We start from the raw sequence: 21,067 nt of genomic DNA on the forward strand, positions 1-21,067 counted from the left end.
TGATTAAGCCGCTGATTTCAGCGGCTTTTTCTTTTTCTGTATCTTGGCAACCCACACTTTGACCCACACCTTGTACTTGGCTTCCATCGGCCCTTCTTGGATACCTCTGGACTGTTTTCCTCTCCACTATCCCGCACTTCCTTTATGCACATCCCCATCTTTGTCAGTCTTATCTAATTCAGGGATGACAACAGCAGCTCAGGGTTTTGGGTACTATCATCCTAATTATTATGAATGGTAGTTGGCTTCGGATTTGGTAATTCCAGCTTTCTGTCCGTTGGCATCGCTCATAGCGAGCATCGCCTTCGGTTAAAAGCCTTATGTCCATGTTCGCCTGCCCCATCTCCTGCTCCCTATCGTTATTGTCCTGTAACAATAGGATACCACCATGCAGGGCAGAGCATCATGCGACCAGCTAGGGTAGCTATCTAGAGTGGACATGATGACGCCCCAGTATGCTTCAGACCTGTTTGATCGGCAGTAATGCTATGCATCCCACAGGATCCATATTCACGTTCCTTTCCGCATGACCTTTGAGTTTTTTCTCGGTCAATTCCTCTGTGTTCGGATTCAGCTATCGCAATATAGACCTGTCCCGTCATTGGTGGCGGGCCAACACAAGGAGACTGACATGGCCAAGCAAGATGATGACAACCGCAGCCGACAACTGGACCCGGAACATGATGCCTACTGGCAATCTCGGGGCGAAGACGAAAGGCCGGATGACTGGCAGGATCGCATAGACTAGGGCTCTATGCTGGCGGGGCCGTTTCCGCCGGCCCCGCTTTTACGCCATCGATTGGGCGATCGCTGTTGAAGCTTTGAGGTACTCTGGCTGGAATACTGAAAAGACCTCTTCGATCATGGGGATGGGTACCTTTGCTACGCTCATGTCATTTTGTACCACCCGGCAGGTTTCTAGCAGCACGAAAGCCCGTGCATAGCCCTCGGCCACCAACTCAAAACCCGGTTCTTCCGGTTTTGTCACCTGATGGGCTACTACCTTGGTCAAGGCTCGAACAGACCCCAACTTGGGGCGTCCACCTACCCCTTTGATCCAGTTTCGCAACAGCCTTTGCTTTGATGCTATCTGCTCGCCTCGGCCACAGCCTTCAGAATCTTCCCGGAACTCATGGTCAGCCCATAGCTTACCCAGGCAGGCGCTGGCCGTGCTTTCAGGAGGGCACTTGGCCTGCATTGCCATGTATTTGATGAAGACCTGAACAGGATTGTTCCATGCCCCTGCATCAGGGTTGTACTGAGGCAGGAACCTTTCGAGTGGTACCCTGGCTTCAAGGGTGTCCGTTAGATATTCCCACTCAGCGACGAGCCAGGCAGCAAAACAAAGCAGCGTCGATAGGACGGCGCATAGACGGAATCGTCTCAACTCGAGGCAGTTCTCGTAGCTTTCATTGCTTGGATCGCTGGCTAGCAAGTCTTCCACATCATGTCGAGCCAGGGAGCAGCCGGGTTTCGATGCAAGATTACATCTCAGCAACAGGCGTAGCTTGTCGTGAACATTCTGCGACTGATGCAGCTGTATTATCAATTGCAGTTCTGCATCGACTCGTTTTTGCCAGTACGCTTTACTGACGGCAGCTTTGAGGCAATGACTTGCGATGAGGGTCGACCAGTCATGGTAAGGCCACCATACAACATCGAGCTGCGCAGGATCGATGCGTAACGCCTGTGTCTCAGGGATTTCGGCTGCCATTCGTTCGAGTTTGGCAAGGGTGCTTGGACGCATTCGTTCCACGGCGAGGGGATTGTCCTGCAATTGTTCAAAAGTCTTCCATGACGGCCAGCCGGGGGATTTCATTGCTTCGTACCCATGCTTCAGAGCCGTCGGCATATTCAGCAGGCGGCAGAGAAGCTTCGTCGGGTAAAAAAAGAGAAAGCCCTCCAGATATGGTATTTGTAGTTCAGGGTCTGCCATGAGGTGTTTTGACATAGTAGGGGTGCTCCTCTTGGCGCTGATAGGCCGTGACACATTGGCTCAAGCGCTCCAGCGGTATTCAGCCCTCCTGTTGACAGCGATCACCAAATTGGTTGTTTCCTCTCGGGTCATGGCAAAAATCAAGGATAATTGATAAATGAGCCGATAGCTGTCCGGTACTCGACGGATGGCTTGTACTGGAAAACCTGCGTAGTTTTTTCAACATGACTACAGTACATCCTTATAGGCTTTAGGCATACGCTCCTTAGTATGGCTTTTTTTATAGCTTCACAACCATTCCTTCGCCAAGAAGGGCGGTAGCTGGCTGAGTTGTCTTCCATTGCTCAAGCGAGTCATGCGCCCTGCAGTTGATTCCTGTCTCCCGGCCTTGTGCCAGTGGCGTTATCTCATTCATGGCGATACTCCATGCTCATGTTGCTTGAGACCAGTGTTCACCGATATAGCGACAACTTGTGTCGTACAGCAGGCCTATTTGACTCCCAGGCCGAATTACTGCATTGAGAAAAGGTCACCATACACGAACGAAGGAAAGATAATGCACGCAGGAATCGACTTCGGCACCTCCAACTGCCTCATCAGTACCGCCCAGAGTGGTGCGGCCAGGCCACTTCCCCTTACCGGGGATACTGATGAAATGCCCTCGGCCATCTACGTGCTGAAAGCAGCCATCGCCGCCCAAAGCATCGATGATCCTCGTCACCAAGAGACGCTCAGCCGTCGCATCGCTTCGGCTAAGACTCAGCAGACGGCCGAAGTGAACCGCGCCAAGGAAAAATACGAACGCGCGCTCAGCGCTAGCCGTCGCCACGGCAACCAGCAGCGGATGCCCGCTTCGTGGAAGGAGTACATGTCGACCCGGGTCATGATGGATTCCGAGATCGAGGGGCAACAACGCACCGTGCTGCAGCGGGAACTGAACGCCACGGCGGAAGAAGGTTTTACCCAGCAGGGCATAGCCTTCGCCCTCTCTGGAGGTGGCGAAACGACATTCGGGCAAGAAGCGATCAGCCAGAACCTGCTTGCCGGGAGTGATGGCTTCTTCATCAAATCGCCCAAGTCCTTCCTCGGCGCCAGCCTTCATCAGCGCCAGCTCGACGTCTTCCAGGAAGTCTCCTCTCGGATGCTCGCCCACATCAAGGCCAACGGCGAACAGCAGGTCGATGAGCCGATCGACTCGGTCGTGATAGGTCGGCCGGTCAACTTCCACGGCACGCGCGGAGAGGAAGGCAACCGCCAGGCGATCGAGATCCTTCAGGCCGCGGCAAGGAAGGCTGGCTACAAGCATGTTGAATTCATGCTCGAGCCTGTCGCTGCGGCGATCGATTTCGAACGCACCTTGACCGAAGACAATACGGTCCTGGTAATCGATCTTGGGGGTGGTACTACCGACTGCACGGTATTGCGACTCGGTCCAAGCCATCGCAACAAGGATCACATTGAACGGGACGTACTGGCGCACACTGGCAGTCGCATTGGCGGTATTGATCTCGACATTCAGCTCGCCTTCCATGAGTTCATGCCCCATTTCGGCAAGGGCACCTCGCGCCGGGACGGGCTCCCCATTCCACAGCACATCTTCCTGGAGGCATGCTCCGTCAATGACCTTCCCGCGCAGCGACGCTTCGGCAAGGAGGATCTTGACTTCCTCTGCTCGCGTGCCGATGAGCCGGAAAAGCTAAGTCGCCTGCTGTCACTGCAACGCAATGCTGCCATGCCGCGACTCAGCCTGACTGCGGAGGAAGCGAAGATCGCCCTATCGGATGCAGAGATTCACTCCGCCAGCTTGGACTATCTGGAGCCGCGCTTTGTTATCGAAGCGCGACGTGAGATATTCGAGGCCGCCATTGAGCAACAGCTCTCCAAGTTTGCCGGACTGGCGCATGAGGCCGTACGACAGGCACAGGTTACGCCCAGTCTTGTGTATGTCACTGGTGGGACCGCGAAGTCCCCGGTGATTCGTAGGGCATTGCGTCAGGCCTTGGGGAGCGTCGAGATCGTTGCTGGCAACCTGTTCAATGGCGTTGTCTCGGGCCTGGCCACCCATTCCGAAAGCGTTTACCGCTGATACAGAGTATCGATAAAGTGAGGTCTGTATGACGCTTTATGTTACGCAGGTATCTCGTATCTCGTGTCTTGTTCGAGACTGACCCTATGGGGACCTGCTGTAAGGAGAACGATTGCTTCGATGAGTATGCTGCAATCGCCAACGATATCGTCTCGCGACGTCAGCGTGGCCAGCCCTATCAGGTGGAGCGTGAAGCCCAGTCGCTGACCGTGGAAGAACGCCGACGACTACGGAATACAAGAGCGAGGCCCATTACCGATGCGTTGCATCGCTGGATGCTGGCACATCGCGAGACAGTGCCGAACGGTTCGGCGTCGGCGAAAGCGTTGGACTACAGCCTGAAGCGTTGGGCGGCGCTGACGCGCTACCTCGATGACGGCGGGTTGCCCATCGACAACAATCGGGTCGAGAACCTGATCCGCCCCTGGGCACTGGGCCCCAGCAACTGGCTATTCGCCGGGTCACTGCGTAGCGGCCAGCGTGCGGCCAACATCATGAGCCGGATCCAGTCCGCCAAGCTGAACGGCCTTGAGCCGCATGCTTACCCGAGAAAGATGTGCTGGCTCAGCTGCCGACGCACAAGGCCAGCCAGATCCACGAACTCCTACCTCAGCACTGGAAACCGGGCGACTGATTACTCGCGAAGGATAATGCCCGTGCGCTTACGTATCGCAGACCTTATGAGCAAGCCAACCAGCGCCATCGAGCGCTGGATCGACAGCTGGACCGAGATCGCTCTACAGGTGCTGTCCTGGCACGAGGGGTTGAACTGCCTTACCGTCTACTACCTCAAGAAAGCCGGCATCACCAGACCTCGATAGGTGCAATGAAGCAATGGCAGGCTGACAGACCCAAATTATTCTGGAAGTGCGTAATTAATCATTCGGGCCCCGACACTCCTCCCTCTTACTCAATTTAGTCAGCTGGCGTAACATGGCCTCCTAATACCCATAAGCGAGCTGGCCAGGGGTCTACGCCTCGTCGAAGCATCCCTATGCCGGCCTTGAACCTCGTCGCTGATCAGAGGGGCACCCTGGTCGGCAGCAAGCAGCACTGCAGGGAGCAACCGATGCGAGACGTCCTTTCCACCTGCCAGCCACGCCCCGAGATCCTGGCGGGCACTTTTAACCCCGAGATCTTCACGGCGAGCCTGAGCCGCGTGCTGGGCGACTATCGTAAGGGCGAGGCCCGCGAAGGGGCCAGCTCGCTCTACTCCGACCCAGTGGCCTTCTTCAGGGATGCCACACACCCGACCCAAGGCCTATGCACGATTCTGGACAACGTGTTAGCCAGGCTGACCAACGGCGACCTGTCCCGACCGGCGATGCAGCGGTTGGATACCGCCTTCGGTGGAGGTAAGACCCACACCCTAATCGCGTTGGCCCACGCGGCCATGCAGGGCAAGCCGCTGGCCGAGCACATGACGGGGATCGTGGCGTCCGAGCGACTGCCAGAGCCTGGTCAAGTGCAAGTGGTGGGCATCATCGGCGACACCGTGGACACGCTGCGGGAAACCGCCGGAGGCTCGTCCAGCAAGCCCAACACCCTATGGTGGCAAATCGCCCAGCAGACCCTTTCATCCGACCAGCAGGCTTCCATCCAGGCACGCCTGGATGATGTCTCGGCGCCGGCCTCGGATGAGTTCTTCGAGACGCTGTTCGGCGACCGGCCGACGCTGATTATCGTCGATGAGATCGCCCAGTATCTCTCGCGCATGGAGGCCGCCTTCCCGGGCGTGGGGGCCGAGCAGACCGCTGCCTTCCTGATGTCGCTTTCGACCTATGCCGCCGGCAAGCCTAACGTGGCGGTGGTATTGAGCCTTGCCTCGGCGACCAATGCCTTCGGCGATTTCAACAAGCTGATCCGAAAGCTACAGTCCACTCACAGCATGAGCTCTGCGGAAGCCGAGGCAGTTGTCCAGGAGGCCCAGCGTGGCGTGCTGGACGTGGTGAACCGTACCTCGGAAGCGACCACGCCGGTTCAGGAAGGTGATCTGTCACGCATCATGGCCAAGCGCCTATTCGTGTCGGTCGATCTCGATGCGGCCCATGAAGTGGCCTCAGCATTTATCGAAACCTACCGCCAGGCAGGTACCGACCTGCCGGCCGGGGCCAACGATCCACAGCTGCATGATCGCCTGGTGGCTCACTATCCCTTCCACCCCACGCTGATCGAGTTTCTCTCCGAGGAGCTGGCCCAGGTCGAGAGCTTTCAGGGTACCCGGGGGCTTCTACGCACCCTGGCACGGGCCGTGCGGCGGATCTGGGAGGCCAAGCTCGCTATCCCGCTGATCCAGACCGGCCATATCGATCTCTCGGATGGGACCATCCGCGGTGAGCTGCTGGGCAAGACGGACAACACCGATTTCGTCTCCGTGCTCGACTCCGATATTAGTAAGGCCTCAGGCACCCAGACCACTAGCCGCACCGTGGCCGGCGAACTGGATGCCGCCAACCCCCATCCCGATGGCTACCCGGTGCACGAGTGGGCTTGGCGCGTGGTTTTCCTGCACAGCCTGATCGGTCGTGGAGGTGGTCTGCAGGATGAGAAGTTCGGCATCGACATGACCTCGGCGGTCTATGAGATGGCCTCACCCGCGATCAAGCCGGCCACCGTGCGTTCCGCCCTGGAAACCATCGAGCGTGAGGCGAACTATCTCCGCGAGCGTAACGGTCGGCTGTATGCCGATACTGTACCGACGCTCAACAACATCCTGCGTCGCATCGAAGGCAACGTGGCCTACGCGGAGGCCATGACACGCGTCGAGCAGGTCGTTCGGGGCCTGATCAAGCAGTCGTCCGTGTTCGATATTCATCCCAATATCGATGATGGTGAAGGGATTCCCGACAAGACGCGCAAGCCGCAGCTGGGCGTCATCGCCTTCGAGGTGGAAGAACTGGACCCGGCGCGCTTTATCGAGCGCCGCGGCGAGGCAGTTCGCGAGTACCAAAACCAGGTGTTCCTGCTGGCTCCCAGCACCACCCATATTGCCGGCTCGACCTGGACGGAAGCGCGTACGCACCAGGAGCACCGCACCCGGCAGAACATCCTTACCCTGGCGCGCAAGGCCATCGCCGTGGAGCGCCTCAAGGAAAACCCCGAGAACTGGGGCGTTAGCCATGACCAGCTTCAAAAAGGTGAGTTCAGGGAGCGGGCCGCCAAGAGCCCGGCCGAGCTGCGCACGGCCATCGATGAAGCCTATCGTTTCCTGATCTACCCGGGGCGCGATGGTGGCCGCGTGGTGGTGCGCGATCTCGGCAAGCGTGGTGCCGGTCCCACCGCAGGTGGCTCCAGCGGCCTGCACCTGGAAGATGCCATCCTCAAGCAGCTTGCCGAGGAAGGCGAGCTTATCACCGAGGAACGTGCCTCCACCGCAGAAGCGGCGACGCTGCTTGGCAAGCTGTTCTTCGAGAACCAAAAGCAGGTCAATGTCAGTGATCTCGTGGAGCGCTTCGCCACGCGCCGTAACTGGCCGATTCTGCAACGTCCAGCGCTGCTGGCCACCGTGCTGGTAGAAGGCGCCAAGCGCAGCAGCTGGTGTCTGGGCCACATGCCAGACAAGAAGGCCCACAAGCCCGATGCGCTGTATCACAAGGACAACCCGCCGCCGCTGACGGTGGAGCCTCTGGAAAAGGACGGCGAAGGCTGGATTCTCTGCACCAAGGAGCACGCCAAGCAGCTGGGCTGGCTGGAAAGCATCGTACGCGACCCCAACACCGTCGCCGCTTGGATCGAGCAGACCATCCAGAGCCGCGATCAGGTCGACCTCACCCAACTGCCGCAGATCATCGAGCAAGAGCACGACAAGGTCGATCCACACGTCTACCAACAGCAGCTGGAGAACCTCTTCGCTCAGCGGCAACTGGCGGCCTATCCTCAGGAAGCCTTCAATGAGGAAGGGGACGCCGACCCCGAGCAGGCGATGACAGGAGATACTGTACCTGTTGGCGGCGTAACCGGTGGCATCGTGGTGCCTTACCAGACGGCCCAGGCGCGAGGATGGATTACCAAACCTAAGGTAGAGAACCGCATGCTTCTGCTGCGGGCGCCCGACAAGGTCAAGCAGCTCTTTCATATACTGTCCGGGACGGCACTTAGCCAATCGAAGACAGAGGTGCAATCACTGCAAATTTCAGCGGAAACACCCGACAAAGGGCGTTTCCAGCTGGTCATGGGCCCTACCACAATAGGTGGCCTGGTAGAGAGCCGCTCCCTGTTCGCGGCCCTGAACAGCCGATTGCGCTTCACGACTGAACAGCATCAGATCCGGCTGACCTTGGGTGAGCTGGATCAGAACTGCAAGTTCACCAAGATGCTCGATCAATTTGAAGGATAAACACGACCGATGGCCACCACCGCCACCAAGACGGCGCCCCGCGGGCGCCGCAAGAGCTCACAGGCCGATGAAGCGCAGCTGGCCAAGCTGGCCAGGCGCTCGCCCTATGTGCTGCGCCTGACGCGCCACAAGGATCTGCCGCCCCCGGTGCTGGTCGTCAAGGAGCGCATCGCCCCGGAAGACCGTGACGATACCGAAGGGTTGACCAACCCCCGCGCCAAGCATATGGAGCGTGGCACCCTGCATGGCGAGAGCGTGCGTGCGTGCCTGCCGGTACTCAAGCGCATCCTGGAAGAGGTAAAGGACGAGCAGGGTATCCCACTGGGCCTGGAGCGTTTCATGTCCGCCCAGGGGCTCAAGCAGACCGACGTGAACTTTCCCCTAGACGAAGCTGCCGGCGCGCGCCTGGCGCTGTTCTTTCGCCTGCAGACCAAGGTGAAGGACGTCGACCGCATCGAGTTGATCGGCCGTCGGGTCGCGATGTTCTCCCGGGAAGAGGCCGTCTACTGGCTGGCCAACGTGACAACAGCCGACCCGGCGCTGCGCAGCTGGGCCACCAGTGGGCTGCGCATGCTGCTTTGCGGCGAGGCTGGTGACAAGCGGGTGCCACGCATCCTGGAGAAAGTGCGTGCCCGTGGCTGAGGGATAGGAATCGACGTGGCTCGCAGAGCGGGCCGGAATGGCAGTTTAGCCGTACCAAGAACGGCAGCGCCAAGAACGAATGATCAGCCAGGCCGGTTGCCTGGCTGTCGCCTTGTTAGAGGAAGCAACCGTATGGACGTCAACGAATCAGGCCTGACTGCTACCAGCATGCCGACTACCAGCACCGCCCAGTCATTGATCGACGATCAGCGCCTGATTGAAGCTGGGTTCCCCTGCCACCAGGTGGGAGCGGAAACCCAGCGTGAGCGAGGTGCCAGCTCGGCGTTGCCGCCGCTCTATTATCTGCACGTTTGGTGGGCACGGCGCCCCCTGACGCCCAGCCGCGCGGCCATCCTGGCCTCTCTGCTGCCTGCTGATGCCGACTCTGAGGAGTTTGTGAAAAGCCTTGGGATTCGACTGCAAGTAGCCAAGGTTGGTGGCGTTGGGTGGGTTCTGGGTGAAGCCAAGCTTCGTGATCGGGTTACTGTGCGTGATGGTCAAGCGATACTAGAAGTGGATGGGGTCATTCACCGTGCCTTGATAAAGGAGCAGGAAGCACGCTCCGAACAGCAGGTCTTAATCAGGAAAATGCTCGATAAGACGCCTGAGCTTGCAGAGGAAGAAGCTATACAGAAATGGCAACAGCTAGTTCAGGATTTCCCTTATCTGCCGCAGCAGGGAGAAAGGCTCCACGTTCATGAAGAAATGGGCGACCCTGCCTGGTTCAAGGAACTAATGGAGCTTGCCAAGCAAGCAGGGGTGAGGGTGCCGAACCTTTACGGCTATGATCGTGCGTACCAGAATGCAGCACCGCTTACCAAAGAGCCCAAGGTGATTCTGGATCCCACTTCTGGTGGCGGCTCTATCCCTTTCGAGGCGCTTCGCCTCGGCCATAAAGTCATCGCAAATGAGCTTAACCCTGTTGCCAGCATCATACTCAAAGCTACTCTAGACTTTCCGGTGCGTTTTGGCAGTGAGCTGCTGCAGGATATTAGGCGTTGGGGGGAGCTCCTTGAATCTTCCCTCGACGAAAAGATGCGGCCTTTTTTCCCTAGCTGCGATGCTGAAATTGATCTGTCGCACCCTAAAGCAGTTAATCGAGATGCGTCTTATCTTTATTGCCGACAGGTGACCTGTCCCCACTGTGCCGGCGATGCTCCGCTGCTCAACTCCCTGTGGCTCTCGAAAGAAGGCGAGAAATGGGGCGTGGCGGTCAAACCCCAGCCCGACAGGACGGTGCGCTTTGAGCCCTTCGAGATGACAAGCGGCAATCGCGGCCCAAATGGTGAGGACCTGGATGCTGGAACCGTTAGCCGTGGCGTGGGTCAATGCGTCCACTGCCACCAGGCGATCTCGGGTGATGAGATCAAGCGCCAGGCCCGTGGCGAGTCTGAGCTGGGCAAATGGAAGGACGTGCTCTACTGCGTGGTCGGCATCCGTATCGAGCCCAAGCTCGACAAACATGGCAAGGTGCAGCGCTTCGCCTCAGGTGAGCGGAAGGGAGAGATCAAGACAGGCAAGATGCGTTACTTCCGTGCGGCGAATCAGAAAGATTTTGAAGCGCTACAGGCGGCAGAGCAGGAGCTGGAAGAGCGTCATCTCGAGTTTGAGATGAAGGGCCTGGTTCCTAACGAGCCATTTCCGCCTGGTAACGACATGCGCCCGGTCAACTATGGCATGCCAACCTGGGCAGATCTGTTTACTCCACGACAGCTGCTTGGTCACTTGACGGTAATGGAGGCTCTTCAAGAGGCGAAGCCGTCGATTCTTTCAGAGTTAGGAGAAGAAAAAGGGCGAGCGCTGATTACCTACCTTCAGTTCGCGATCGATAAGATCGTTGACTATAACAGCCGACAGACTCGTTGGGAGTATACTCGGGGTGTCATTAAAGGCGGCTTTGGTCGACATGACTTTTCCTTGAAGTGGACCTTCGGTGAGATGGTGTATGCTGGACCCTCTTCAGGGTTTAAATGGGGCCTTTCTCAAGCGACCGATGCCTATAAGGGGTTAGCAGAGCTGGTGAAAGAGCGGAGTGCTCTCGGTGTCGAGGACGGTGATATATTGCAGATTCAAGGGTCGGCGACAGATATGTCTAATGTCGCCAAGGAAAGTGTTGATGCCGTTGTAATGGATCCGCCTTATTATGACAACGTCCAATACAGTGAGCTCTCCGACTTCTACTACGTCTGGCAGAAAAAGACGTTGGGTGATTTGTATCCAGGCTGGTTTGATCAGGAAGTGACTGATAAAGCGCTGGAGGCTGTCGCCAATCCAGCTCGTGATGGGTCAGCCAAGAGTGCCAAGGGGCGCTACGAGGAGCTGATGCAGGGCATCTTTGCCGAGAGCAAGCGGGTGCTGAAGCCGGACGGCATCATGACGCTGATGTTTACCCACAAGAGCTCCGATGCCTGGGAAACGCTGACCAATGCCTTGATCCAGGCAGGGTGGGACATTACGGCCTGCATGCCGGTTGAGTCGGAAAGCGGCTATTCCACCCACCAGATGAATATGGCTTCGGCGGCTTCCACCATCTTTATTGCCTGCCGTCCGGCTGAACGCCATGAGCGTGAGCCCTCCAGCTGGGCGTACGAAGTGAAGGGAAAACTGGAAACCGCGGTGCGTGAAGGCCTGGGAGAGTTCGAGCGCCTCAAGCTCAACCCCGTCGACCGCATGATCGCCTCCTGGGGCCGAGCGCTGCGCGTCTACTCCGCCCACTGGCCGGTGCAGGATGGCGACGAGGACGTACCCCCCACCCGCGCCATGCAAGAAGCGGCCCGCGTGGTGGCCGAGGAAGAGGTCAGCCGGCTTTCCGGTGGCCTCGTCACCGTCGACGACCTGGATGCCGAATCCCGCCTGGCGGTGATTGCGCTCGGTATCAACGGTCTGGGCGATTTCGCCTTCGATGACGCTCTGCAGATGAGTCGGTCCCTCAGCTTCCGCCTGCAGAACCGCAACGGCAACTACCGAGTCAGCGACGACATGGTGGCCTACGCCTACGCCAACGCCAACGCCAACGCCAACGCCAACGTCGGCGAAGACGAGCGCGCCGCTCCGCTGGCCATCAAGGGTAACAAGCTGCGTCTGCTCAAGCCGGAAGAGCGTGCCGCTGCGCGCCTGGATAACCCCCAGACCCTGTGGGATGTGCTGGGTGGGTTAATCGTCACCTACCGCGACGGCGGCATCGTCGCAGCACGTAACTTCCTGGCTCAGCATGGCAAGCGCGACAGCGAGGCTCTGCGCGGTCTACTCAAAGTGTGGGCCAAGGAATGCCGCGACGACGAGCTCAAGCGCGAAGCCCAGCTGATCGACTACGAACTCTAATTTTACAAGGAGGTTGTATGAGCTCTATTAAGGGAGCAGAACTTAAACTGCATAAAGTGTTTTCAAGCGATTTTCAGTTTGAAATACCAGACTACCAACGGCCTTACTCATGGCAGGCCGAACATGCTGAAGAGCTTTTGGATGATCTCTGGACGTTTCGTGAGCAGGAAGATAAGAGCGAAGAGTATTTCCTTGGCAGTGTAGTTCTTATTAAAAGTGATCAGTCAAACCAAACGGATGTCGTGGATGGCCAGCAACGGCTGACTACGTTGACCATTTTGCTTGCTGCCATTCGTGATCGGCTTAAAAGCCACACTAAGTGGGGCGGCGCCTTCGATAAGTACATTATGGAGCCAGGGGATATCACTCTGGATCTTTCCCCTAAACCCCGCCTTTTTCTGCGCAAAAAAGATCTCAGCTTTTTTGAAAAGTATATTCAAAGCCCCGGGGGGATTGAGGAGCTGGCGAATCTCGATGCCAGTCGGTACAAAGACTCCAAGCTTAATATAATTAATAATGCCCGGGCCTTTCAGAACCGGCTGGCGGATATTGATGACGAATTGGTAGGTCAATTTGGACAATTTGTCGTTCAGAAATGCCTGTTGGTCCTAGTGACAACCGAAAACTTCAAATCGGCATACCGTATTTTCTCAGTAATGAATGACCGCGGCCTGGAGCTCGCCCCTTCAGATATTTTGAAAGCCAACATTGTCAGTAGCATCGGGGAGCATGAGAGAGAGGGGTATACTGAACTATGGGAAGATATGGAAGAACGCTTAGGACGTGATAATTTTAATGACCTTTTTGCTCATGTTAGGATGATTTTTCGTAAGGAGAAGTATCGTCGTTCTGTTCTTGATGAATTTACTGATTATGTAGTGAAACCGAGCGTCAGTGGAAAGAAATTACTTGATGATGTGCTGTTGCCTTACACGGATACGCTTGAAGTTATCATGACTCGAAGTTTCAAAAGCGAGGAAAATGCTAACAGAGTTAATGAGTTAATCGAGTGGCTACACTATCTGAATAACAGCGATTGGATACCAGTGGCGATGGAGCTTATTCGTCGTTTCGATACCGATACGGATAAGCTTAGGGCGCACCTTGAAAAGCTAGAGCGTCTGGGGGCAAGCTTATTTATCCGTGGCGTTTATGCTACCCCGCGCATCAATCGCTTTGGTGATGTGCTCCACGAGCTAGAGGAGGGCAAGGATCTCTTGGTAGAAGGCTCAGCACTTGATCTGGACCACAATGAGCGTCGAGATACATTATATTGGCTGAACAGCCATGTTTATCGCTATTCAGGAAGGCTCCGTTTGTACATCATGATGCGCCTTGATGCCTTTATGTCCGATCAGTATGTGAGTTATCGCGAAAGAACTAAAACAATCGAACATGTTTTGCCACAAAATCCTGCCACACAGTCTCAATGGCGTAAGGACTGGAGCGATGAGCAGCGTGAGGATTGGGTCGATCGCATTGGAAATCTATTGCTATTAAGTCGTAAAAAGAACTCAGAGGCATCTAACTATGATTTTTTACAAAAAAAGGATCGGTATTTTAGGTCTCGAACAGGAGTGTCAAATTATGCAATATCGACAGACGTCCTTAATCATAGTGACTGGAAGCCAGTTACTGTAAAAACTCGGCAAAAGTTTCTGATTAACCTATTTGCTGAGAAATGGGCACTAAAAACTGGCTTAACATGGGACGATCTCGAAATTCTCTAACTTGAGGGCTTGCTGGCTATGACTGGATTCTTCCGCTTCCCCCATACACCGCACCTTGTCTGGCTCGGCGAGGGAGAGTCCCGCGACGACAAACTGCTCGATCCCCCCGAGATCGAGGCGCTGCTAGCTGGCGACGTGCTGGCTGAGGAGAAGCTCGACGGTGCCAATTTGGGCATTTCCTGGGGAGATGAAGGCCAGCTGCGTATGCAGAATCGTGGTGCCTATCTCGAGGCGCCTTACCGCGGCCAGTTCTCTCGCCTGAACCAGTGGCTGATGCAACACCTCGCGGTGTTCCAGCAGCACCTACCCGGTCACGTCATTCTATTCGGCGAGTGGTGCGCAGCGCGCCACTCGCTGGATTATGCCGCCTTGCCGGATTGGTTCCTGATTTTCGATGTTTACGACCGTCAGGCCCAGCGATTCTGGAACCACGATAGACGCAATGCCTTGGCCAGTCGGCTCGGCCTATCTGTTGTGCCGCTACTCAAGCGGAGGTGTTTCACCGTCAAGGAGTTGGAAGCTCTGGTGCATACCGGTCGCAGCGCCTACCGGAATGGCAAGCTGGAAGGCCTCGTGATCCGCCAGGATGGGCCAAAGTGGTGTGAACACCGCGCCAAGCTGGTTCACCCTGATTTTGTGCAACAAATCGAGGAGCACTGGCGGTCAAGGGCCTTGGAGTGGAATGAGCTTCTCTCTTGAGTCGTATGCTGGTCGAGCTACACAGGGCAGAACTTAGTGAATGAGGCCAAACATGGCAATTCGTAATTTCGACTGGGAGCCCAGCTATGCCACCTCCGATATCCGTGAGGATGGCAAGCTTGTCGATGTGCTGCACGACTTCTATATCCCGGCGCTGAGACGGTCGACCCGCTATGATCGTGTCGCCGGCTATTTCACGTCTTCGTCGCTTGCAGCGGCGTCACAAGGCTTTTCGCATTTCGTCGAAAACGGTGGTGTGGCGCGCCTCGTGGTAGGCATGCAGCTCGACCCTGAAGATGCCGCCGCGATTCTGCAGGGCGATGAGCAGCGTGCCAGTCAGGTGATGCTGGCCGAGTTAGAGTCCTCCCAACAATGGCCCACCGCATTACGCCATGGCGTCGAACTGTTGGCATGGATGGTGGCTCATGGCCATCTGACCATTCGGGTGGGGCTACGTGTGCATGCGCAGAACGGAACCCCTCAGTCAATGGAGTTTGCCCAAGATGGCTACCTGCATGAAAAGTGGGCCATTATTGGCGATGGTCAGGATGAGCTATTCATTTCGGGTTCGTTGAACGAATCTCGAACGGCGCTTGCCATCAATGCCGAAAACATCACCGTCCAGCCCTCGTGGGAAGAGTGGAATCGTAAGCTCTTCGTACAAAAGCATCGCAGCTTTCTCGCTCTTTGGGAGGGGAAGCATCCTGCTATCAAGACGTTCTCTCTGCCTGAGGCGGTCAAGGCCGAGCTGGTGAAAATCGCCAGTAGCACCAGTGAGCTGTTTGAGATCGATGGCACGCCCATGTCGCGGGATTCACATGAAGTCCGTGAAAAAGACGAGCTCAAGCCGAGCTTATCCGAGCGCCTTCGCTTCGCCATGATCCGTCTGGCACCATTGCTTCCCGGTGGCGAACGAGTCGGGATCGAGACCACTCCCATTGAGCCATGGCCGCATCAGCGCTTCGTGGCCAGCCGCTTGCTGGACACATATCCACGTAACCATCTGCTCTGTGATGAGGTAGGTCTCGGCAAGACCATCGAGGCGGGCCTGGCTTTCCGCGCCCTATGGCTCAGTGGCCGTGCCAGCTCAATACGGGTGTTCGCGCCTGCCTCGTTGACCTCGCAGTGGTTGGTTGAGATGGCCGAGAAGTTCTTCCTGCCCTTCGTGAGGCGCACGAGTCGAAAGGGACGCTGGGAGTGTCTTGACATGCTCAGCGGCGAGCCTATCCAGGGCGATGGCCAGATGTTCGATGCCCCGCTGGAGATCGTCTCTACTGGCCTGGTTATCAACCGCCATGGGGGGCGATTGCTGGCGAATTTGCCAGAGACGGACCTGGTACTGGTGGATGAGGCCCACAAGGCCAGGCGCCAGACGCCCGATAACCAGACCACCATGCCTCGCTTCAATAAGCTCTATCAGGAGCTGCAGAGCTCGCTGTATGGCAACTCACGGACCCTGCTGCTGGCCACGGCGACACCGATGCAGCTCAATCGGGTCGAGGCCTTTGATCTGCTGAAGCTGATGCCCTCTGCAGGTGCCGTACAGTTCTCCGAAGACCTATGCGAGATCTTCTACCGGGTCCGGGACAAGCTGCTGAACAACGATCCCATGGCGGACTACGAAAGCGAGTGGCTACGTCGCTACCTGAACAATGTCCGCGCCTCATCGCCCGAGCAGTGGAAGTTCGTAAATGATCATGTGCTGAGTCTGTTTGGCAAAACAGGGCTGGGGGATTTTACTGATCGCGGGCTGGACCCGTTGAGCTGGGATGAAGTTCAACCGGCGCTGAGCTTACTGGCACCACTGGGACGTAGCATGCTTCGCCACACCCGCTCGCTCCTGCGTGCTTACCAGCGAGAGGGCTTGCTGAACGCTAACCTGGCCTGGCGGGAAGTCCACCCGGGCATCATCCCGCTTGCTAGGGTGGAGCGTGAGGTCTATGACGAGCTTCAGGCTTACTGTGCCGAATTGGCCAGCCATATGGCGGCCAACATAGAAGAGGGTCAACAGAGGGCAGCTATCGGTTTCTACCTCAGCTTCCTGCGCCTCCGTTATTCGTCCTCCTTCCATGCACTGCGCTGCTCTCTCGAGCGGCGACTGGAAAAGATCCAGCAGACTCTCGACCACAAGGCGCAGCAGTTCGCCAATAGCGGCGCCGACCGGGAAGAGTTGGAAGAGCTACTTGATGAAGAGGTCGAAGGGTTGATCCTCAAGCATCGCACCGAAAGTGACCTGACGTGGGAGCAGGGCGCTGTAGCCCGTTTGATTTCCACAATGGACCGGCTCCCGACGATGCCGTCTAAGATGCAGCAGTTGCTGAAGGACATCGAAAAGCGACGAACCAATGGCACTGACCGTGTACGGCAGTTGGTACTGTTTACACGCTACGCCGACACCATGAACTACCTTCATGACGAGTTGAGGCGGCTACTCCCTGGATGTCCAATCGGCACCTTCTCCGGAGCTGGTGGTACCCTGCGCCGTGCTGGTGAGTACCATCCTGAAAGGCTTGATCGCACGACGATCAAGCAACGTTTCGTCGCTGGCAATATCGACATCCTGCTATGTACAGATGCGGCAGCAGAAGGTTTGAACCTGCAGAGCGCTGACCTGCTGATCAACTTCGATCTGCCGTGGAATCCGATGATGCTGGAGCAGCGCATCGGCCGCATCGATCGTATCGGTCAGCATCACGAGCACATTCACGTGCTTAACTACCTCTACCAGGATAGCGTGGAGGAGGTGGTGTACTCGCGCTTGGTCAGGCGTTTCCGTGAGGCACTTACTGTATCCGGCGAGCTGCAATTCTCGCTCCTGCCCATCCAGCCAGAGGATTTCGAGGATTACGCCAAGGCAGAAGGTGAAGAGGACAAGATTGATGAAGAGGAGCTGATTCGCCGAGCCCAGCGGCATGCCGAGCGCATCAAGGAGCGACAACAGCTCACGGAGTTCAAGGCGGAAGAGCAGAAGGCGGCCTATGAGCATCTCGAGGCCCAGCGTCGTGCAGAGCCGATGCCGGCGACTCTGGAGGATATCTGGCGGGCCATTAGCGAGAGTCAGTATCTCAGGGCTCTGGGAGGCGGCATCGAAAGCTTCAAGCATGGGGATGCTTACCGGGTGGTCGACGTCCCCGGGTTACCTAAGGAAGTATTGCTGACGACCTCCCGGTGGCTCTATGAGCATGGCCTTGGGGAATCTGATTATCGCAGGCTGCACTTTGCGACCTTTGGCGACCCTGTCTTTGAGAAGCTGCTGGATTACATGCTGCAACCACTGGAATCTGTGCAAGCCGCATGGCAGTCGCGCAAACCACTGGCATCAGTGCGCGTAGCTGACCATGACCTGGAAACCTTCGAGGAAGCCTTTGGCATTGAAATTGGTGAAGAACCCGAGATTGAGCTAGTAGAGCGCTTCCTCCCGTTAGCGAAACGACAAGATGACCGGATAGGGCGTCAGCAGAGAGTCATGCTGGATACGGTATCCGCCAGCCTCGCTGAGCTGAAGCTAAAACCCAACCCCGATACAGCTAATAACCAGATTGCTGAGATTGATCAGTTCCGATCTGATGTCAACAACCGACATGGACAACGAGTGCATCTGAAATTTGATGCGACGGATCGTAGTGGAATGCTGGTGTTGAAGGACAAGCTTTTGTGGCCAGTGTTACAAAAGAATGATGGGCTAACAGTCGATGCGGATCCTCTGCTGTTAAGTGCAGCTCGAGATGTCATATTCAGGCAGCTAGGAGATATGAAAAAAGACAGTCGGACTAGTCATGATGTGGCAAAGAGGTTGGCTGCATATGCAAAAGAATTTTCGGGGGGGTGAAGTTGGTTTCTCTCGCAATGTCTTGTTCGGATGTCTCGATATATAAAAACTATTAAATAATTATATATCTCTGCCGATATGGATATTAATTTTTTCATTATTACACTTCGGGTGACAAGGATGCATGATGGAAAATACTCTTGACATAAGAGGGGACGAGGATCTTCTTGAGCTGCTGATGAATGCAGACAAAGAGGATATATCACTGTTGATCGATCATTTGACCGATAATGGAAAAGGACGCATTTCTCTTCCGAAATCGGTTCGAATACAGCTATGTAATGCTCAGGAGAAAAGGAAATATTCAGAAGCTATTATTAGATTGCTTATTCGTGAGATTCAATGTTTTGGCGGGAATAGCTTTGCTAATACCTTTAGAAGAAACGGCGTCCCTTACGCAGAAATATTGAAAGATGTGACTGAAAGCTTGGGGTGTGTACGTTCAGATACTGATAGCGTTGAAGATATAGAAATTAAGCTTTTAAATAAGGTTGCTGAAAAAGCATGGGAGAACATGACGGACGAAGAAAAAGAATCCCTTGCTCGGCAGTTTGGTTTTAGTGTTGTAAGAGATGGGTTGGGGGTGTCGCATATAAAAGAAAAGATTGCGAATGAGAACCTGTCTTCTCTTACCATGGCTAAAATTCTTTCTGGCGGTTTTGCATCTATACTTGGAAGAGCACCTAGCCTTGGCCTTGGCGTAAAGACTTTGCTGTCTAGAATACCACTTGGGATTGCTGGAGGGGTGGCTGGGGGGTTCTTAACTGCCGCCGCGGGTGCATATGGGCTTTCTCGGCAGGCTTATCGAGTAACCACGCCATGCGCCGTGCAAATTGCATATATACGGCAGAAGTCAATTCAGAATAATACTTAAGTATATATTTGCTAACTTAAGAGGAGGTGATTATGCGACAGCCCAGTTATGAGGGTGAAAAGGCTCCAGTGGTAGCGTTAGGTGCTACCAGCGAAGCACCATTGATAAAGTTTTATGCATTAGAAAATGACCACAGTTTTAATAAAAAACACAAAATCAATATCGAGGAATCTGGGGTAGATAGGCTGTCACCATTGTTTCAGGCAATTCCTGGGGTGTTAATTAAAGGGAAGGAAAGCAGTGAGAAGATAATGAAAGTGGTTGTCAACGGCCCCCTGAGCTCAGCTGCAGACGGGGATGGGTTGAGAGCCTTTGTACGAGATTCAAAAAATCAATTCACTGAACATGCTAGGCTATATGAGGCGGATGGCCTATCTCAGTTAATTGGTGCCAATGCAGTGTTTAATATTGCATCTGCAGTGGTTGCACAAAAACATCTTGCTGACATAAATGAAAAGCTGATAGAAATAAAAGATGGTATTGAAAAGATTAAGGCATTTCAGGAGAATGAAAGAAGGTCGAAAATAACAGGCACTGTTGAATACCTCCAACAAGTCTCGCCAGTGGTGATTGGCGGCAAAGCTTCACCACATGTTCGCCAACAGCTAGAAGAGTTTGAAAGCAACCTTGCACAGGTGCAGCACCATCTAACTCAAGATGTCCAAGACTTTTCGGACGATAAAATATTTTCTCCCAAAAAGTTTGATTTTTTCGGAAAAAGTGTCAGGCAGGGGATACTGAAACGACAAGCAGAAATGTCTGATGTTTTGCAACAGTGGTGGCTCTGTTTTTCTTCACGAATTCTTGCTTGTAGGTTGCTGGCTTACTTCCCTGGTGAGAGCGAATTAGCAAAAGCCAGGTATGCCCATCTAAAAAATATAGCAGACAAGTTTTTTAATGAAGATGTAAGTGCCTTCTTGGCTTCCATTCGACCTGCAATAGATTCCACGTCTTCCATATTTGAAACAAAGTCTGAGCAATTTGCCAATAGGATTTCTCTTCTAGAGTGGGAGGAAGAGTTTTTACATGACTTTTTGAATAAAGCCAGGTTTGGTATAAGTAGCAATGAGGCGTGCCTTATTGAGAATGAAAGTCCAGTAGAGATTTTCGTCAGGGTTAACGAAGGGAAAATAGAGCAGTGCTATGCTCAATGACCTGACTAGGAACTTTCGACTGGCATCAGGTATTTTATTAGTATTGATTGATTTATAATTATGCTAAATTTGCAGATATTGTTGCTGGGACCAGGAAGGTGCTGATTGGATATGTGCCCGCTTCGCCCCCTACACTGATCCTTTCGTCGTCGCCCACTGTTACTGGGCACAACTGACGACACAGGTCGGGTCGAGTCGGTGTCACCACGAGTTTCGTCATGCTTCGGCCGTCGAGCGAGCGACGATGGTCTTGGCTGTGGACAGAATCCCCTGCCGCCAGACGGTTGGAGCCAGTACGTCCACGTTAGCGCCGAGCCCCATCAGCCACCAAAGAGTCTGCTGATCGTCCGGAACATTCACCTCCAGTCGCTATCGGGCAGGGGCGTGAGGGTCTGTGCTTCGACCAGGGAAGTCTCGGTCAGCAGCCAGGCCACCTGAGGGGAGACGTTGAAGTGACCCC

General features: G+C 55.2%; 12 protein-coding genes and 1 pseudogene. 11 read left to right on the forward strand and 2 right to left on the reverse strand.

Annotated elements, in window-relative coordinates:
* Positions 1-787: 787 nt before the first annotated feature.
* Entirely contained in the window at positions 788-1,951 is a 1,164-nt protein-coding gene (locus tag KZO83_RS04185; RefSeq protein WP_247619857.1) for a hypothetical protein, read from the reverse strand.
* A 541-nt stretch (positions 1,952-2,492) separates the two neighbouring features.
* On the opposite strand from KZO83_RS04185, the gene yegD reads away from it, so the two are divergent.
* The 11 genes and pseudogenes from yegD (at position 2,493) to KZO83_RS04240 (ending at position 20,607) form a co-directional block, all read left to right on the forward strand.
* Entirely contained in the window at positions 2,493-4,022 is a 1,530-nt protein-coding gene (gene yegD, locus KZO83_RS04190) for a molecular chaperone (RefSeq protein WP_247619858.1), read from the forward strand.
* A gap of 176 nt (positions 4,023-4,198) precedes the next feature.
* A pseudogene (locus KZO83_RS04195) lies at positions 4,199-4,656 on the forward strand (IS66 family transposase); the annotation flags it as partial.
* 22 nt (positions 4,657-4,678) lie between these two features.
* Entirely contained in the window at positions 4,679-4,843 is a 165-nt protein-coding gene (locus KZO83_RS04200; RefSeq protein WP_247619859.1) for a hypothetical protein, read from the forward strand.
* Positions 4,844-5,091: 248 nt separating this feature from the next.
* Positions 5,092-8,358 carry a DUF499 domain-containing protein gene (locus KZO83_RS04205; RefSeq protein WP_247619860.1) on the forward strand — a complete coding sequence of 1,089 codons (3,267 nt, stop codon included), beginning with the start codon at positions 5,092-5,094 and terminating at the stop codon, positions 8,356-8,358.
* Between the two features lie 9 nt (positions 8,359-8,367).
* Positions 8,368-9,000 (forward strand): DUF7680 family protein, encoded by a 633-nt coding sequence (locus tag KZO83_RS04210; protein ID WP_247619861.1) that lies wholly within the window; start codon positions 8,368-8,370, stop codon positions 8,998-9,000.
* 132 nt (positions 9,001-9,132) lie between these two features.
* Positions 9,133-12,321, forward strand: a complete 3,189-nt coding sequence (locus tag KZO83_RS04215; protein ID WP_247619862.1) for a DUF1156 domain-containing protein — start codon at positions 9,133-9,135, stop codon at positions 12,319-12,321.
* Between the two features lie 17 nt (positions 12,322-12,338).
* Complete coding sequence (locus tag KZO83_RS04220) at positions 12,339-14,051, forward strand: DUF262 domain-containing protein (RefSeq protein ID WP_247619863.1); 1,713 nt, start codon at positions 12,339-12,341, stop codon at positions 14,049-14,051.
* Positions 14,052-14,069: 18 nt separating this feature from the next.
* Positions 14,070-14,750, forward strand: coding sequence for an RNA ligase family protein (locus KZO83_RS04225; protein WP_247619864.1), 681 nt, complete (start codon positions 14,070-14,072; stop codon positions 14,748-14,750).
* Between the two features lie 52 nt (positions 14,751-14,802).
* Complete coding sequence (locus tag KZO83_RS04230) at positions 14,803-18,579, forward strand: helicase-related protein (RefSeq protein ID WP_247619865.1); 3,777 nt, start codon at positions 14,803-14,805, stop codon at positions 18,577-18,579.
* Positions 18,580-18,706: 127 nt separating this feature from the next.
* Positions 18,707-19,453, forward strand: coding sequence for a YaaW family protein (locus KZO83_RS04235; protein WP_247619866.1), 747 nt, complete (start codon positions 18,707-18,709; stop codon positions 19,451-19,453).
* 32 nt (positions 19,454-19,485) lie between these two features.
* A complete protein-coding gene (locus tag KZO83_RS04240; protein WP_247619867.1) occupies positions 19,486-20,607 on the forward strand; it encodes a hypothetical protein in 1,122 nt (373 codons plus the stop codon).
* 216 nt (positions 20,608-20,823) lie between these two features.
* Here KZO83_RS04240 and KZO83_RS16390 read toward each other — a convergent pair whose 3' ends face one another.
* The gene (locus tag KZO83_RS16390; RefSeq protein WP_336296567.1) at positions 20,824-20,928 is read right to left on the reverse strand and encodes a hypothetical protein; all 105 of its coding nucleotides are present in this window, start codon (positions 20,926-20,928) and stop codon (positions 20,824-20,826) included.
* Positions 20,929-21,067 lie beyond the last annotated feature (139 nt).

The sequence above is a fragment of the Chromohalobacter moromii genome, from assembly GCF_023091865.1.
GTDB lineage: Bacteria > Pseudomonadota > Gammaproteobacteria > Pseudomonadales > Halomonadaceae > Chromohalobacter > Chromohalobacter moromii.

Excerpts from the sequence above, each read along its gene's own strand:
- KZO83_RS04230 (WP_247619865.1), top strand. The coding sequence starts at position 14,803 with ATGGCAATTCGTAATTTCGACTGGGAGCCCAGCTATGCCACCTCCGAT.
- KZO83_RS04210 (WP_247619861.1), top strand. The coding sequence starts at position 8,368 with ATGGCCACCACCGCCACCAAGACGGCGCCCCGCGGGCGCCGCAAGAGC.
- KZO83_RS04220 (WP_247619863.1), top strand. The coding sequence starts at position 12,339 with ATGAGCTCTATTAAGGGAGCAGAACTTAAACTGCATAAAGTGTTTTCA.
- KZO83_RS04225 (WP_247619864.1), top strand. The coding sequence starts at position 14,070 with ATGACTGGATTCTTCCGCTTCCCCCATACACCGCACCTTGTCTGGCTC.
- KZO83_RS04185 (WP_247619857.1), bottom strand. The coding sequence starts at position 1,951 with ATGTCAAAACACCTCATGGCAGACCCTGAACTACAAATACCATATCTG.
- KZO83_RS04205 (WP_247619860.1), top strand. The coding sequence starts at position 5,092 with ATGCGAGACGTCCTTTCCACCTGCCAGCCACGCCCCGAGATCCTGGCG.
- KZO83_RS04235 (WP_247619866.1), top strand. The coding sequence starts at position 18,707 with ATGGAAAATACTCTTGACATAAGAGGGGACGAGGATCTTCTTGAGCTG.
- KZO83_RS04215 (WP_247619862.1), top strand. The coding sequence starts at position 9,133 with ATGGACGTCAACGAATCAGGCCTGACTGCTACCAGCATGCCGACTACC.
- KZO83_RS16390 (WP_336296567.1), bottom strand. The coding sequence starts at position 20,928 with ATGGGGCTCGGCGCTAACGTGGACGTACTGGCTCCAACCGTCTGGCGG.
- yegD (WP_247619858.1), top strand. The coding sequence starts at position 2,493 with ATGCACGCAGGAATCGACTTCGGCACCTCCAACTGCCTCATCAGTACC.
- KZO83_RS04240 (WP_247619867.1), top strand. The coding sequence starts at position 19,486 with ATGCGACAGCCCAGTTATGAGGGTGAAAAGGCTCCAGTGGTAGCGTTA.